The sequence below is a fragment of the Photorhabdus akhurstii genome (assembly GCF_018448925.1).
Taxonomy (GTDB): Bacteria; Pseudomonadota; Gammaproteobacteria; order Enterobacterales; family Enterobacteriaceae; genus Photorhabdus; species Photorhabdus akhurstii.
The window spans coordinates 363487-381801 of sequence record NZ_RCWE01000001.1; the positions used below are offsets into that span (position 1 = coordinate 363487).

Annotated in this window: 5 protein-coding genes and 1 pseudogene; 1 reads left to right on the forward strand and 5 read right to left on the reverse strand. The window is 46.6% G+C overall.

The window, feature by feature from the left end; genetic code table 11:
• Window positions 1–17: 17 nt before the first annotated feature.
• The 3 genes from EAE93_RS01670 to EAE93_RS01680 form a co-directional block, all read right to left on the reverse strand.
• A complete protein-coding gene (locus EAE93_RS01670) occupies window positions 18–1283 on the reverse strand; it encodes an MFS transporter (RefSeq protein ID WP_214038939.1) in 1266 nt (421 codons plus the stop codon).
• Entirely contained in the window at window positions 1280–13726 is a 12447-nt protein-coding gene (locus EAE93_RS01675) for a hybrid non-ribosomal peptide synthetase/type I polyketide synthase (RefSeq protein WP_332007988.1), read from the reverse strand. The genes EAE93_RS01670 and EAE93_RS01675 overlap by 4 nt, the downstream gene beginning before the upstream one ends.
• A gap of 93 nt (window positions 13727–13819) precedes the next feature.
• A complete protein-coding gene (locus tag EAE93_RS01680) occupies window positions 13820–14638 on the reverse strand; it encodes a 2OG-Fe dioxygenase family protein (RefSeq protein WP_040152384.1) in 819 nt (272 codons plus the stop codon).
• A gap of 1266 nt (window positions 14639–15904) precedes the next feature.
• Here EAE93_RS01680 and EAE93_RS25460 point away from each other — a divergent pair.
• Window positions 15905–16161 (forward strand): annotated as a pseudogene (locus EAE93_RS25460) (IS982 family transposase); the annotation flags it as partial.
• A gap of 72 nt (window positions 16162–16233) precedes the next feature.
• Here EAE93_RS25460 and EAE93_RS01685 read toward each other — a convergent pair.
• On the reverse strand, window positions 16234–16533 hold the full coding sequence (locus tag EAE93_RS01685) for a helix-turn-helix domain-containing protein (protein ID WP_036807346.1): 300 nt from the start codon (window positions 16531–16533) through the stop codon (window positions 16234–16236).
• A 92-nt stretch (window positions 16534–16625) separates the two neighbouring features.
• Complete coding sequence (locus EAE93_RS01690) at window positions 16626–18032, reverse strand: carbohydrate porin (protein WP_036807349.1); 1407 nt, start codon at window positions 18030–18032, stop codon at window positions 16626–16628.
• Window positions 18033–18315 lie beyond the last annotated feature (283 nt).

Sequence of the window (18315 nt, forward strand, 5' to 3'; positions counted from 1 at the left end):
ACAGGCTGGTGATCTTTTTATTTATACAAACCGCGTAATTTAATGTCTGCCTGAGAACCACGTAGCAAAATCAATATGGCGCAGAAGCAAACAACGACAGCAATAACAAAGGGAAGACCTTGAAAATAGAGAGATTGTCCCTGACGAGATGAAAAATGCAGCAAGAATGCACCCAACAGCGGTGAAGCCGTGATCGCCAGACCCAACATACAGTTCTGCGCTCCCAGATACTCCCCTTGTCGCTCATTGCCTGCACGCAACGAAATCAAAGCACGAAGCGTTGAGTCGCTGATCAACGCCAGTGCATGCAAAGCAATTGCCCCCGCAACAATAAGGGGTGATACGGCCAGGCTATAAGCGATAAACGCCAACATATAGAGTCCGTAACCGATGATCGCTGTGCGGTATTCGTTACAGCGCGTCACGAACATTTTTAGCAACCAAGTTTGCGTTATGATAATCCCGATGCCGAGCCCGGTGAGAGCCAGACCGTTTTCACGTGGCCCCCAGCCCAAACGTATTTCATTGAGTAAGACAAAACAGGCCAGAAAAATACCGTAAACCACCATGCCAAGAGCTGAAGCATAAACCAATCGTCTCAGTACCCCATCCGTAGCCAGTAGTTTCAAGCTGCCCACAGGATTGGCCCGGCGCCAGTCGAACGAGCGCCGGTTCTCTTTGGTCAGACTTTCGTTCAGAACAAACATGGCGGCAATAGCGTTCACTGCTGCCAGTGAGCCAGCAATTACAAACGGAAGGCGAGGTGTAATCATGCCTAATAACCCACCAAAGGCAGGCCCGGCAACCATGCCGAAGCCGAGAACACCACTGACCAGACCAAAACGCGCGGCTCGCTGTGCTTCTGGCGTAACATCTGCTACGTAAGCCGATGCAGCGGAAGTACTGGCGGCAGTGGAACCCGAAAAAAATATACCGGCCACCAGCCATCCCAGCGACGGTGCGGTTGCCACCAGCGTATAGCTCAACGCTGTTCCAAACAGTGTTGCAAGCAGTACCGGTCGCCGTCCCCAAGCGTCGCTAAGCGTTCCTAACAGTGGGGCGAAAAGGAACTGTGCAAAAGCATATAGTGAGACAAATAACCCGATTAACGGCACACCCGCTTCCGGTGGTTGCGGGGCAATCTCCCGTAACAGATCGGGTAAAACGGGAAGGACAATTCCGATACCCAGAGCATCCACAGCCAACGTCATTAGGATGACGGCCAATCGGCGTTTATGCTGTCGGTTTTCAGGAAAGTGAACCGTTGGGGAAGAATCGCTCATACCTGTCCCCCTTTTATGATCAACGGAAAGTGATGGATTATCGCCTGCGATACATGTGCCACGTGCTCTTCCATCAGACAGCTATAATGATTCCCCGGCACTTCTGCGATGCGAATGGGCAGGCTGGAGAACTTCTCCCAACCCCAGGCGTTGGTCTCCCGGATTTCTGGTACAACAACCCCTTTCGGTAAGGGTTCCATCGCTTTTATTAACAGCATAGGAATTGGCGACTGTACGGGTATTGGACGATATTTCGGGGACATATCCGATGCGGCCCGATAGACATTGAACAATCCGCTAATCGAGCTCATATCATTCTGTGCGTGAATCAACGAAAAACGTTTTAGTTGCTCTTGGATATAGCTCAGTAACGCTTCACGTGGTAATGCACGCATTTCGTCGTCGTCCAGGCTGTCGATCATTTCCAGTCGGTCAGTATAGTAGGCAAAAATACCAAGAATAACTTTGGCGATATCAGCATCTTCCTGATACGGAACCGGTGCATAGGGTGGTGCGGCAGAGTCGAGTAGTATTAGAGAACCGATGCTTTCTCCCTCAGCATGAAGCTGCCGTGCCATTTCATAAGCCACCTTGCCGCCCAATGAATGACCGCCGATATGATATGGCCCCTGCTTCTGTACCGAACGCAAACAGGCAATGTAATGCGTTGCTATTTCTTCCACTGATTGATGCGGCGCAGTTTTTCCATCAAGCCCCAAATATTGCATACCGATAAATGGCAGTTCTCGTGGTAACGCCGCGGCCAGAGGCATAAATTGGGTAACATTGCCGCCCATACCCGGCACACAAAATAGGGGTGAGTAATTACCATTACCGCCGTGATTAATTGGCACCAGACAGTAGCGGATATGGGCATTCTCAGGAGCTTGGCTCTTTTTATCGTCAGATAGAGAACGGACAACACGTGCCATTGTCGGCTGTTCGAGAAACTCCGCCAGCGTCAGACAGTGTTGGAAATGATCACGCAAACGGGAGATCATCTGTGTTGCCAACAGCGAATGGCCACCCAGTTCGAAGAAATCATCTTCCAGGTTAATCGTCTCTTCACCCAGTAGCTCATACCACAATTGACGAACCGCTTCCTCTGGGCTGGCAGAATCAGATATCGCTGATGAATTCTGTAATTGCGCACTCCGAACAGTAGTAAATTTACTGACAACGATCTGTGCTTCCATTCCGGCGATAGCCAGATCGAAAATAGCGCAGCCCTCTTGATTACTGAGACCAATCACACTTTCTTTACGGCGGGCAGCATAATCCACGGCCATTCCTACTTCTGACCAAGTATCCCAGTTAACTGACGTTACCGGTATAGCCTGTTGTCGCCAGTAGTGCGCTACAGCATCAAGATAACGGTTCGCCGCCGCGTAGTCTGCCTGACCAATGCCCCCTACCAATGAGGCAAGTGAAGAGCACAACAGAACAAAGTCGAGAGGGTCCTGACTAATCGCTGTCATCAGTTGCTGGGTACCACTGACTTTTGCCGCCATCACATGCCGCCAGCCCTGCGATGTGCCATGCTCCAGCAATCCACTGGCTTCAATACCCGCGGAGTGAATCACACCGTTGATAGCGCCAAATTTTGCCCGCATCTGTGCCAATGCTTCATTTAATGCCACACCGTCAGCAACATCGGCGCGTAACATCATGATTTCAGCGCCCGATTTCCGTAACACATCGAGTAAAGCTTCACTTGCCGCATTAGTTCCCCGGCGGCTCAAAATACCGAGTTTAACCTTGCTGCATTGATTGCTGATGTGACGTGCCAGTGACTGACCGATACCCCCCAGTCCACCCGTAATCAGATAAACACCACCATCACGCAGAATTTGTCGGCGAGGTATCTCATCAAGCTCAGTAAATGTCTGTAATTCACGTTCACCCTGTTTAAGCGAAATGCTGGTAACCGGTATTCCTTCTGTCGTCTCTTCCGGTTGCATATCCGTATACAGTTCCGCAATCAGCGATTGATATGTAGCAAAAGTGTCATCATTTAGATCGATATGACGTGCAGAACATCCCGGATACTCGGCCGCCAATATTCCGAGCAAACCAAGCGCGGGTGCGGCATGACAGGCTTCTAGCACTTTGGCTGCCTGTAGTCCGCGGGAAATCAGGGTAATATTAAAAACCCTGTGATGACCGGTAAGTGCTTTAATTGCAGCCGCCAGTTGTTCAAATGCAGCCTCTGGTTGAGAAATCCCCGCCGCAGTCCAGCACCAGATAATACGTTCTGGTAGCACTTGTTGTTGTATCAGGCAATCTATCAGTCGTTGATAATCTTCGGGTTGATCCTGACGCAAACTAAAGCGGTAAGTATCCTGTTGCAGAAATTGATCAGCATCTTCAACAACAATACTACCGGGCGCCGCCGCTTGCCATAAATCACTCAGTCCAGCGGCTTGGGCGCCAAAAATCAGCCACGGCGCACGATTTTGCTTTGCTTCGCCTAGCGGCTTCGGCAGCCATTGAGGGTGACGACACCACTGGGCTACATTCGCCTCACGTGCTGGCTGGCGTGGTAAGGAATTGAACTGGCGTAAATTGTAACCGTGAATTTCAACCAGCACCTGCTTGCAATTCTGACTCTCATCCCAACTAAATAGCGTTATGTCATAAGTCCGAGGGGCCGTCTCAACCGCCAGACTGTAAAATTCGGCGCATAATGGTTGATGCAGCGTCAGCGAACCATAATGGAACGGTATTGAAGCATCGCCCGGCAACAGACAGGCATGTAAGAATACCGTGCCTAAATCGAGTAAAGCCGGATGTAATGCAATATCAGGCAAATCATCGATAAATGCCGGATTGAGTCGCAACTGCGCCAACGCACAGCGATCACCCATCCACACACCTGCAATGCATTGCCAGCGCGGTCCATAGTCAGCAAATGCTTGATTGAAACGCTCCGATGCTTCTGCAACTTCTTCAAGCTGCAAATTCCGACGTAACTCATAAGGTGAAACAATCTCTGCTGGTGGAGAGCATACGGCAGTAACATTGCCGTTTGCATGGAGTTGCCACATGTCATCACCATCACCGCGAGATTCCAGCGTAAAAGCAAAGCCGTTATCAATGGCGGTCAAGCTGATGCGTATCTGACGCTCAACACCTGCCGATAATACCAACGGCGAGGGGAAGTAAACTTCACTGAAAGTAGCCGTGCCGCCGGGTTGCAATTGGTGAAAAGCACGACGCACTAATTCCAGGCAACCTGTGCCCGGTAATACGCCTTGCCCTTCGAAGATGCGATGTTCATCAATAAACCAGACATGATCATCTAGCTTACAAGTAAACTGTGTGACTCCCTCTCTATCTGATAACTGTGTGAAAGTCGGTAATTTTCTCCGTTGTGTACTTATGACGGCGGCTGATGTAGTGACAGGATGTTCCAACCAGAGATGTTGGCGTTGGAAGGGGTACGCTGGCAGCATAACCCGATGTAATTTGTGTGAATGACCAAATGCAGCCCAATCGATAGCGACTCCTTGCTGCCACAACTGCCCGATGGCATTAAGCAGCACCTCTTCATCCGATTTCTGCTGATGAGTACGGCGCATCGTGGTCAGTATCTGAGCTTGGCCTATTTGCTGTAGATCTTTCAGCATGCTGGTCAGCGCACTCCCGGGACCTACTTCAAGCAGGATTGGATTGTCATAACGGTTCAGCAGCGTAAGAATACCATCATAGAAGCGTACTGGCCGACGCAGATGATCTCCCCAATAACCAGAATTATCGCGATCCTGTTCACTGAACCAACTGCCGCTGATGTTGGATATCATCGGAATGGTACCAGATTGTAGCGTGAAGCCTGCGCTGAATTCCCGCATCTGTTGTGCGGCAGCATCCATCAATGAACTATGAAATGCATGTGATGTCGTTAGTCGTCGGCAAGAAATACCGGCCTTGTCGCATTCTTCTTCCAGTACAGCGATATTGTCATGGCTGCCGGTTATCACACACTGCTCAGGCCCGTTGAACGCTGCAAATTCACACTCTGGCGCCAGTGAAACCATGCGTGCAGATGATGCCTGTACTGCCAGCATTGCCCCTGTGGGCTGACGCTGCATGATTGCAGCCCGATTTGCTACCAATGCCAGTGTATCTTCCAGCTCGAGCATACCCCCAACACAGGCCGCAACCAGTTCACCGAGGCTATGACCAATCATTGCTTGAGGTGTAATACCCCAAGCTTGTAACTGGCGGGCCAGAGCATACTCAACAGTGAACAGGGCAGGCTGGGTATAACGTGTAGCATTTAACCGACTGATAGCATTGTCACGTTCCGATTGCGGATAAATTAACTGCCTGATATCCAGTTTGATGTGTGGCTGTAGCAGTTCGGCGCAGCGATCAAATTGCTGGCGGAATACACCATCACGCAGATAGAGCGACTGGCCCATTTCAATAGACTGACTGCCTTGTCCCGGAAACATAAAAATCACCGGCCGATGCTGTTGTTTGCGACTAACCGTCTGCGGCGATAGCCGGTGTAGTTGATTGATTAATTGCTCCCGATCTTTTCCCATCACAAAAGCACGCTCACTGAAAGTGCTGCGTCCTTGCTGCAAAGTCCCGGCAATATCCGCTAATGGCTGATTACCGGTAGTCAGTGCTACTGCCAGGCGTTCCCCTTGCTGAATCAACGCTTGCGGCGTTTTCGCTGAAATCGGCAACAGATGCCAGCGCTCGTTATCTAATATACGGTCATCTTGCTGACGCGGAGCTTCTTCCAGAATAAGGTGCGCATTCGTGCCGCCAATGCCGAAAGAACTTACACCGGCACGACGTGGCTTACTGGTTTGCGGCCACGGGCATGCGGTATTGATCACGGAAAACGGGGTCTGTTCGAAGTGGATTGCAGGATTGGGTTGATGATAGTGAATACTTGGCGGCAAAGTCTGGTGACACAACGCCAACACGGTTTTGATGACTCCCGCGATACCGGCTGCCGCATCAATATGTCCTATATTTCCTTTCACAGAACCTATTGCACAACTCCCTACAGGCAACACTTCACTATCAGACAGTTCCAGGAAAGCCTGAGTCAGCGCACGCACTTCTATCGGATCGCCTAAAGTGGTTGCCGTACCATGTGCTTCGATATAACTGATGCTGGCAGGCGATACCCCGGCATTACGCAGCGCGTCTTTGATCACTGAGGATTGGCCGTCAATACTTGGTGCTGTGTAACTCACCTTTTGTGCACCATCATTATTGACAGCAGAACCTTTAATTACCGCATGGATGGTATCGCCATCTGCCAAAGCAGCGGACAGACGTTTTAGTAATATCATCCCACCGCCACTGCCGCTGGCTGTACCATTGGCCGCAGCATCAAATGGTCGGCAGAGGCCATCTGGAGACATAATTCCACCACTGACATGGACAAAGCCAACCTGTTGCGGATCGAGTGCTACAGCACCTGCCAACGCCATGTCACATTCACTGCGTCGTAAGCTTTCGCAGGCAAAGTGAATAGCGGTGAGTGATGACGAGCAGGCGGTGCCGATACTGACAGCCGGTCCGCTAAGGTTCAGCTTGTAAGCGGCACGTGTGGCGATAAAATCCTTGTCATTACCTATTTGCCACTGACCGGGATCGAGGTGCATCCGGTCTTTATTGGGCATGACGTTTTCCAGCAGGTAATAGTTGAAGCCACTACTGCCAAAGACGCCCACCGAACGCGGTGTACTATCATTGCCATAGCCGGATAATTCCAACGTTTCCCATGCCATCTCAAGAAACAACCGCTGTTGTGGGTCCATCACCTGCGCTTCACGTGATGAATAACCAAAGAAGCGTGCATCAAACTCGGCACAACCCTCCAGCAAACGTGCGCGTTTGACAAACTGTGGGTGACTTAACAGCGCTAGATCGACACCACGTTGTAACAATTCCTCGTCAGACAACTCCACACTGGCATCATAACCCGCCAGTAATCGCTGCCAAAAAGTGTCGAGATCCGGTGCTTGTGGGAAGCGGCCAGTCATACCAATAATCGCAATAGCATTGCTATCCTGAGTCGAAACATCCAACGTTGGTGTTGTTGTCTTTTCAGTGACTATCTGCGGTGTGACTGCGACAGGTGTTTTTTGCTGCGATAGCGTGTCCAGTAGTTGAGCCTGTTGTCGAATGGTGGGATGAGCGAAAATATCGGTCACAGACAAGTCGCCGCCAAACGCCTCGTTCAATTGCTGGAATAGCGCCATAACCCGTAAGGAGTGGCCGCCAGCATCGAAAAAGTTTTCGTCATAATCTATCTCATCTCTCTCCAGCAGTTCACGCCAGATAGCCTCAACGCGACTAAGTGATGACACAACTTTGGCTGGCAAAGGGGAAGATTGATGCTGACCGGCACGCGTCAGTTTCATTTCAGCCAACGCTTTTAGATCGACTTTGCCCGTAATGCCGGTAGGCAGTGCATCAAGAAAGAACAGCGCTGTCGGCACCATCACTTCACTAACTTGTCGGCGTAATGCGCTCAGGATCTCACTGCGGCTGGTTTCGCCAACAATGTATCCCGCCAACTCTTTATTGCCTTGGCTATCGGTGATCGCCAGCGCTTCGGCCTGACGTACACCCGGTAACGCACTTAGGGCGGCACGTACAGCATTCAGTTCAATTCGATGACCACGGATTTTTACCTGACGGTCAACCCGACCAACAAACTCCAGCGCGCCATCCATGCGTTGGCGCACAATATCGCCGCTACGGTACATGCGAGCTTTTAATTGCGGTGCAAAACTATCGGGCAAAAACACCTCAGCGGTTTTTTCATCCATACCCAGATAGCCCTGTGCAACACAGGTTCCCGCTAAATAAAGTTCACCCAATTCTCCCGGCGCCACGGGCTTTCTCTGTTCATCAAGCAGATAGAAGCGAACATCGCCCATTGGACGCAGCACCAGATTTTGTCCTGCGGCATGATAATCGGTAAGGGATACCACAATCGCACATTCAGTAGGGCCGTATCCATTCATCAGTCTGCGCCCTACAGACCAGCGCTGGGCGACTTCGGGCATACAAGGTTCACCAGTTACGATAAGCACCTGGAGATTAGGCAGCGGTACTAACGGCACTATCGCCAACGCAGAAGGTACAATCCACATATGCGTAATCTGTTTATGTGCCAACCATTCTGTCAGATTACTGCCAGGCAACAGTTGCTGTTTCTTACCGAAGACCACGCAAGCGCCTGTTGCAAGCGCCGGAAAAATTTCACCCAACATCACATCAAACACGGGAGAAGAGTACTGCACTATGCGAGAAGAAGGTTCAAGCCTCAGCTCATCGCGGATTGCCAGAATGTTATGGCAGACACTGCGGTGGGAGACAGCAACACCTTTCGGTTTACCCGTCGATCCCGAAGTGTAAATAACGTAAGCGCAATCATCCGGCTGGCAGATAGCCGCCATAGTCATATAAGGTGCATTGGCTATATCTAACTCATCGATATTAATTGGCGCCAGACCAAGACGCTGGCACAGAGGCGCGGTTTCATTTCGGCACAATATCGCTTTTATTTCCGCATTATCAATCACATACCGATTTGCTGGTTCGGCATTGTCAGGAGCCAGTGGCACAAACACCGCACCAATCCGGTTAATTGCCAGCATTGCCGTGACATTATGTGGATGATGTCCCATCAGAATGCCAACTCGATCACCACGGCCTGCACCTGCTTGTTGTAGTTGCTGCGCCACATATGCCGTTAATATATCAAGCTGCTGATAATTCAGACTCAATTCATCACTTTCCAGCGCCACATGTCTGCCATACCGGGATAGGCTCTGCTGAAACAACTGAAACATTCCCTGTGGCTTATCAACAACAAGTTCTGATTGGGCGCTACTGCCAGCATTAACCGTCAACAAATTAGTCAATGTTGTATCTGGTTTTTCAATGACTTGTGGCAACATAGCTAGCAAATGCTCACTCATCCGTCTCAGAGTGACGGCAGATAACACCCCCGGCATTGCCATAAAGTGAGCGTAAACCTGACCATTTACACGGTTAATAGCCAGTTCCAAATCAATTTTGGCGCGATAATCCCCCAACTCGACATCTGAAACTTTCATGTCTCCCAATGTTGCATTATTGGGTTGATCTAATTCACAGGAAAAAATAGTTTGGAAAACAGGATTCTTACCCGCCACACGAGGCAAATTAAGTGTTTGTACCAAATAATCGAACGGCAAATCACGATTTTCAAGAATGTCGAGACTAACCTGTCGCGTATGCATCAGTAGTTGCTGAAAAGTTTGCAACTCACGGCTATTGATACGTACCGGCAAAGTATTAGCAAAGTAGCCAATCAGCGCATCCCATGCAGGTATGGTGCGCAGCGACACCGGTGTGCCGACTATAAGATCCCGCTCACCACTTTGCTGACGCAACAGGAGTGCAAACAGACTCAACCAGACCATAAACGGTGTACAGTTTTGCTCGCGAGCCAGTTTCTCTACACCTTCAACATACACATGGGGAATAACACAACTTATTGCCGCCGCTTCGTCGGTTGGTGCAACCATATCATTCAGTATCAGAGTCGCTGGCGCATCCGCCAATTGTTGACGCCAGAAATGAATCTGTTGCTGTACCGCCGGTTCAGTCAGTCGAGTGCGTTGCCAGGTAATGAAATGCCCATAGTTTGCTTCTAACACGGGCAGAGTGGGGGCTTTACTTGCCAGACGTGCCTGATAGCAGTGCCGTAACTCATCAAAAAGTATTGCCAGCGAACGACCATCGGAAATAATGTGATGCAGAGTAATACAAAGCACGTGCTCTTGCGGGGACAGCGTAAACAATACCGCTCGGATGAGTGGCCCATTGGCGAGATCGAAACTTGCCATCACTTCTTCCCGCAATTTCGATGCCAGCGCAGACTCGCCGCCGGAGATATTTTGTTGGCGCAGAGGTAGCGTTAATTCAGACGCAACCTGATAACTGGGTTCAAAACTGGATGTTCCATCTGGCCCGCTTACTTTGCTGACTTGACTGGAGAATGTGGTACGCAATACATCATGACGTTGCACTACGTCATTCAATGCCTGCGTTAACGCACTAAAATGCAGATTACCATGCAGACGCAATGTAAAAGGCACGTTGTAACTGCAATCATCCGGCTGTTGCATCGCAATCAACCACAAACTGCGCTGACCGAATGAGAGTAAATCACTGACCTGCGAAACGTGCTGTACAGTAACATGTTGTTCCGAGCTATCCTTTTCAACACAGTCCAGTAACGAGGCCAACCCGACGATAGTCGGATGATTGAAAATAGCGGAAAGCTTAAGCTGAACATCAAATGTCTTATTGATCTGTATAATCAGATTGGCAGCAATTAATGAATTGCCACCACAATAGAAGAAATTATCTTCCGTACCGATGACCTGAACCCCTAACGCCGTTCTCCATAATGCCAGCAATTGTTCTTCGCGGGCGTTAGCTGGTTCTGTCATAGATTCCTGATTTTCTGGCAGCGAAAAATCTGGAACCTGCAAGCGCTTACGATCAACCTTCCCGTTGGGGGTGGTTGGTAATTTATCGAGAAACACGAAAGCACGCGGCATCATATGGCCGGGTAGCCGCAGGGACAAATAACCACGTAACGTGTCAGTATCAGCGGATGACACAACATAGGCGACCAACACTTTATTATTTGTACTGTCATTACAGGCGACAACCGCACACTGGCGCACATCTGCGTGTTCTAATAATGCGCTCTCCACCTCGCCTAATTCGACGCGAAAACCGCGAATTTTAACCTGATGATCACTGCGACCCATGAAATCAATAGTGCCGTCAGCCAGGAAACAGCAAACATCTGAGGTGCGATAAAAACGCGTACCACTAGCATCTACCACAAAACGGCCCTGGCTATCGAATTTGCCGGTAATAAATTTCTCTGCCGTGAGTTGAGGATTATTGAGATATCCTTTTGCTACGGTGACACCAGCAATCAACAATTCACCACTAACGCCAATCGGCACTTGTTGCAGGTGTTTATCAACAATGAACAGCTCACAGCTAGCCAGCGGCCTGCCTAATGGAATGACTCGCCCGGTTTCCAATGGATGTGTTTCTGGATCAAAAACAGTGCTATCAATGGTGGCTTCCGTCACACCGTAAGAACCGAGAATACGCGCATCGGGGCGGCACAGCGCTTGCGCTGCATGCAGCTCATGACTAAACCAGACATCAGCTCCACACACCAATGTTGATAATCCATCCAGACGTTTCCCATTATCCTGACAGAACTGAATTAATTGACGCAGCACTACAGGAGGAAAATCACCGAAGGTCACGCCTTCGCTCATCATCAAGCGGTGCATTTCAGGGGCATCTAGCAACCACTCACGCGGACACATCACCAAGCATCCACCGCAGCCCAGAGTACGACTGAAATCCCCTATACTGAGATCGAAAATCGGTGCGGCAAGTTGTAGCGATACCGGCTCACCGGGTTGGGTGAAACGATAGTCGTGACGCCAGGCATGGTACGATGCATGCAGACTCCCGTGGCTCACCTCCACCCCTTTTGGATTACCGGTTGAACCAGAAGTGTAGATAACATAGGCGGAATCACTCTCCTGAACTGGCCAAATTGGCTGTACATCCGGCGGCGCGGGTTGACGAAACAGCCCGTCAACTTCCAGCACGATGGCACGAAAATCAAGCAAACCAACAGCATCCTGTTCACTGGTGAGGATCAGTACCGGTTGTGCATCATTTATCTTATCGGCGAAGCGAGGATCAGAGGGGGATAACGGCACATAAACCGCACCGGCAGAGAGAATAGCGTAAAAAGAGATGACAATTTCTGGCCGGTAGCTCATAAATACTGCAACTCGGCTACCCGGTTCAACGCCGCACTGGCGCATCTTCGCGAGCAGGCATTGCGCGTATTCGTCCAGTTGAGCATAGGTGAAACGTTGATCACGCCAAACAATAGCTGGTGCATCTGGATTATTACGCACCTGTGACTTAATGCGTTCAGCCACTGAAATAAATTCCAATACAGGTAGAGGTTCTGCCGGCCGGGAGAAGCGAGCCAATGTCTCCAGCTCTTCTGGCGGCAACATGCTACATCTGGCGACAGAACGCTCAGGTTCACTTAACAAGGAATCTAACAATTTCTCATAGTGATTCACCATGCGAGTAATGGTGAGGTTATCAAACAAATCGGTGTCAAATTCAACCAGACAAAGTAGTGAATTTGGGGATTCTTCTATCGATAACGTTAAATCATATTTAGCAGTGCCAGAATGGATAAATTGTACTTCTGTTGCTAACCCATCTAGTTGTAATGCTTGTCCCGGACTCTTCAAATAATCAAACATAATCTGAAAAACAGGGGCATGACTTAGAGAACGCAGGGGCTGTACCACATCGACAATCTCATCAAATGGCAAATCAGCATTTTCATAGGCATCAAGCAATATATCGCGCGCTTGAACCAATAGATCACTGAAATTTATCCCTTCGTTAAAGCGAAAACGCAACGGTAATAAATTGATAAAAAAACCAAGACGGACATGTTCATCAATATTGTGACGATTCGCAAATGGACTACCAATAACGATGTCTTCATCGTGTGAATAACGATTCAGTAATACTGCAAAAGCGGAAATCGCCACCATATAAGGTGTCAATCCATAACGTTGGCAGATTTTAGAAATACGTCCAACGAGAGATAAAGGAAGTGACTTCTGATATACCGCACCGCGTCCTCGTTGTTCTAATAGCCGTGGCCGATCTGTAGGTAATTTATGTAGTTCAGGCAATTCCGCGAGTTGTTTTCCCCAATAGCTGCGTAAGCGTTGCCGACGAGCGCTATTCATATGAATATCTGTTACAGAGTCATTGACATGCGGGTAGGTAATTGTCGCTAACTTAGGCTGTTGGCCTGCTTTATACCGGTTATAGGCATGGCTAAAATCATTAAGAAAAACGTGAGTAGACCAATCATCAAATACAATATGGTGAAGAGTAAATATCAACTGATGATCGTTTTCTTGCCGACGAAGCAATAAACAACGAAAAGGCAAATCACTGCTGAGATTAAAACAATATTTGGCTTCGCTATCACAGATTGACTGTATTTTGGTTTCGCGCTCTTCCAGGGAATAATCGCTGAGATCACTGATACGTAATTCGGGCCACTGCGGATTCAATGCTATCTGCAATTCACCATTGAGAACATGAAATTGTGAACGCAATACCGGATGACGCTCAATCATAAAAATAATAGTTTGTTCAAGCGCTTCCCTATCTAACGTACCACGTAAACGTAGCGAAAATGGCACGTTATATAATGCTGAGTCCATATTTCCTTGGCTGATAAGCCATAGCCTGCGTTGAGCGGGTGTTGGTAATAAGAATGGAACATTTGATAAGGTGTTTGAATAATTACTCACAAAATTTTTCCTAAGATAAAAAGATTCTTGCAGCTTAGTGATTGCCGTAAAAACTATCACCCTTGATTGCCAGCCACTTTCATAGCAAAAGCGCTACTGGGGACACCTGTCACTCTGTTCGAGTGGGCTGAAATCAATCAGAATGATAGTACGGACTCCAACACTGGCGTTTTCATCGCAAATTACGGGATTGATGTAATGACAAATCGCCGCATCATCGATGATGTAGCTATCAAGGGGATCATTAAGGAGAAAGCGAGTTATTTCGTGAGCAGGTACTGCTTCAAGCTGGCAATTAGCATAATAAGGGGGCGCGATATGTGTTGCACCGCCTTCGACATTGCAACGTTCAATCAAATGTACAGCGGTGAACGGTTGACCGTCACGGTGGAAACAGTTAGGTGTAATTTTTGCCGGTTTACCCGGTAGTGCTTGCATTCGGATCAGATGTACACCACACAGCAAACGAGAATAATGTTCTGCCATGCCGGTTAAACTCAGATCGTGCCAAATGAGTTTATTAAGTAGTCCTTTATTAAGTATCTCGTCAGACATGCGCAGGAATTTGCGTACCACACCACCAAATTCAGGCTGATATTCACTTCCCTGATGATAATCAATCTCTATGCTGCCATCCGGCTGCTGATAACCTGTTTTCCAATCAATAGTTTCTGTTTCCCAGCTCCATATTCCTTCACAATAACTGCGGTGACGACCGCCTTCACCAAATCGATCTAACGGCAGTGATTTCGATAATTCACAGAGAGAGATAAGATCGATTTTTTCACTGTCAGAAAGGTCAAGATCGGCAGCATTGAAAGTAGCAAAACCTTGTTGGTGCAAGCTATTGCGGATATGTGCGGCGGTAAGATGGTAACTATCTGGTGCATTAGTAAATATATTCCAGCCCATTGTAATATCTCTTTATTAGGGTGAACTAAAATGACATCGTATTGAATTAATTACGATATCTTAGGAAGAACCAGTTACATCAAAAAATTATTTAGTTATATTTTATGATTTGAAAAAACACCTATAAATAAGAATATCGAAGTTCCGCATAGTTAAGTGAAACAACATTGCCATGCTTTTTTTCGATCTACAAAATCAATTAATCAATTTCTGACAAATCAGATAGTGAAGAATATTGCTAGATAAATGAGAGAGATAATTTTAAATAAATAGGCCATTAGACAAACCTACTAATTATAATAACTGTTTTTTGAGTGAATTAATGACCTCAATAGTATTGTCTTTCTTGCCGGGTGAAACAATAGCATCCTCCGACAATACTTTGACATTCATCTTTCCTTTATCATCCCTAGCTAGCAGCGCATAAGGATTAGTAAAGTCAATTTTTTTATCTAAATTCTTAATTGATCATTTCATGACTCGCAAATTCTAACCCATTATTAAACATCATTATTTTAACCCTTTTTTCGTGGGTAAAACGCCTTCACTGTAGCTTCCGCCAATCACATAAACAGCCCAACAATAAAAATATTTTCACTAAAATTTAATTAGAAAATAGATCGCAAAGTATACAATGTCAACTTGGGTTTTTATTTTTTATTTGGCAAATAAATTTTACATATAAAGAGGTGTTAGAATATTAAATTTAATTGATTTTAAATCTAGTATATCATCAACTCAAGAAATTAATGGACTATCCAGTGCTAGTTTAGTTGGTAGTAATAAAATTCTGTCATTTATATTGTTTGAATATAAATAGATTGCCAGTTTTTCAAATATCAATCTCTTCTTGCTATCTTCGGAAGGAAACGTGGATTTAATTTTTAATACTAATTTTTTATTGGTACGATCTTTTCCTAATTATTCTTATAGGAACAATACGATATTCATTAAACTCTACCTTCCATTTATCTGCTTTACGGATCTTAGTCTTAATGCTGGTATTCAACATAGATTAAAATAGAGTTTCAAACCATATAAATAATTGGGGAATGATAATAAAATTTGGGTAATGGGTTGAGCGTTGTGTGTTTAATGACAACTAATATGTTTTAAAAGTATTTATAATATAATTGTTAATTTTTCAATAAGTTAATTAATGGGAAATATGTTTCTATGTTATTTGCTTTTATTTTTTTAGATTAAATATAATGCTAAAATATATAATCAAGGTGAAGAATGTAATATATTATTGATGTGTCTTTTGATTGTGGTGAACTTTTGGCGGTTAAGTTGACCTAAGGAAATAAGGATTTGTCACAAGCCTTGTGCGATGAGCTGAGAGTAGAAGGAATAACATTAATCACTCATGTCCGTAGTAATATGAAGGCAAAAGCGTTATCTCTCTGGGTTTTTTATTGGAAATTGTCGCCGGACTAATTGCTTATACATTCCAACCTAAAAAACTGAGCTCGAATTTATGGGATTGTGATATCGCTATTTTTAAACGAAACCGAGATTAATTAAACTAAAGTGCTGGATAAAAAACCAGCACTTTGTCAATAATCTGAAGCCCGCTCTGCGGACTTTCTTATTTAAAGGTGGAAAGCTATGCGCTTACCTGTTGGAAGAGTCACCTCAAGGCTTAATTCACCGCCCAATGCTTTCACATAGCGCTTAAGTGTTGATAGCCTTGGATCATTGTCAGTTTGTTCCATCCGAGCAACGGAAGGCTGTTTGACTCCCATAACGGCGGCTAATTCTGTTTGTGAAATTTTTAGCTCATCACGCAGTTGGTTAAGGGCGATCTGGATACTGGCTTCTTCAACCTGTTCCGCGACTCGTGCCTGCATTTCAGGACTTTCTTTAGCCAACAGTTCTCTGTAAGTAGCCATGATTATTTCTCCCGTTTCGCAAGATGTTTACGGTACTCGGAAAGATAAAACTAACAACTTGGCTCTTGATGATCATTATAATAATCATTAAGTCAGAAGAAATATTTAAATCTGGCGCGTGCGCCGTAGCGTCGGTCATTATTACTGTTGGCAATTTTGTTGTTATCATTCGCCTCCAGCATGGAGACATAGGCGCCAAGATAGAGATTAAAGTTCTTCATATTCATAATACTAGGAATCTGATATGACATATGGATGGTATTTATATCGTATTTACCCGGTTCGCTGAATGGATGATTAATACGCGCGGTCATATTGTCGGTATTGAACGTTTCGATATTGTTGTGGGCATAGATATAACCCAGTTCGAAACGATGCCACATCACATTAATTCCGGTCGTGAAATTGTGTTCATCTGAGGCATCCAGATAGGCGGTATTCAGGTTAGCGACAATGCCATCATCAGGATTAGTTTCCAGACCGTTCCAACTGAGTGTCAGGCCGTAACCATTGCGTCTGGATTGATCGACCCATTGCCCTTGGTTATTCTGGTAGCCATAGGCGTTATTGACGATATTACTTTCCATTGCTACGGCTGCACTAAATTGATCTTTTTTCCAGGCTGCTACCGGGCGCAAATAGGCGACATTTTTTTTATTTTCCAATGTATTGCCGTGGTAGGTGCTATCTCGGAATAGCGAAGTGCCATCTTCAAGTAAAGTATTGAGTTCGAAATACCAATTGCCGACATATTTGCTCAACATCAAGTTGCCGCCGCTGTTACTGCGGCCACGTCCTTCTTTCATCATGTAGATATAGCCGAAACCATCGGCATACAAATCGTTGGCGGTATTACCAGAATACTGAATAAAAGTGTCTTGGTTGAGTGGGAACATATCGTAAGCTTCGAAACGCCCGATTTTTACCTGCCAGTTTTTCTCATTGCCGAAGAAGAAAGCGGCGTCGTCGAGATTCATTTTGCCGGTCATGTCTGCCAACGGTTGCACTCGAAAGCCGGCAAAATTGTTGTTTTGATCGCGGCGGTAACCGTCCAGCCCGACCAAAATGCGGCCATTAACATTCCAACGTTCTTTGTCGCCAGGTTTCCAGTCTTTATTACCGTTGGTTTTAAGTGAGGTAAGCTGACCGGTTCGGCTGGCGCCGTCGAGGTTGAATTCCACATCGCCGTACAATTTTAGATCGCCAAAATCATTCATTTTCAAGTTGCTGGTTGATAAAGCTTTGTTTTCCAGCGAAGTGGTACTTTGTGCTACTTGAGTAGCCTGTTGTTTGGTCTCGATAGCGTGCTGTTCCAGTCGCTGTGCGCGTTGCTCCGCGATTGTAGCTCGTGCTTCCGCTTGGGCGGCTCGTTGTTCTGCTTGTTGTAGTCGCTGCTCGAGTGCATCAAGACGTGCTTCGATGCTGTTAGCAGGTGAAGCAAGGGCAGAAGTTGCAAACATCAATCCTGGTGTGACAATCAAATAGCGAAGATTTTTCATGGTACTCTACCCTTTTGGGATATTGGTTATTATATCGTAGTTAAATTATCAAGCTGGTTTTCTAGATTAAAAGATAATTGAGTTGGTTGGCAGATCGCAATCAAGTCTACTTACCGGATAAAGCTATTGTGATCGAATACGCAAATTCGGTAGAAAGATAAGTAACGGTGGGATGAATGTTCACCACTGGGTGTTCTGGTTTGAGCTTGCAAGATCGACAGGAATGATTGGCATGGTGAAAGTGGTGGAGTTGTTTATCTATGTTAAACAAGAGGACTATCAA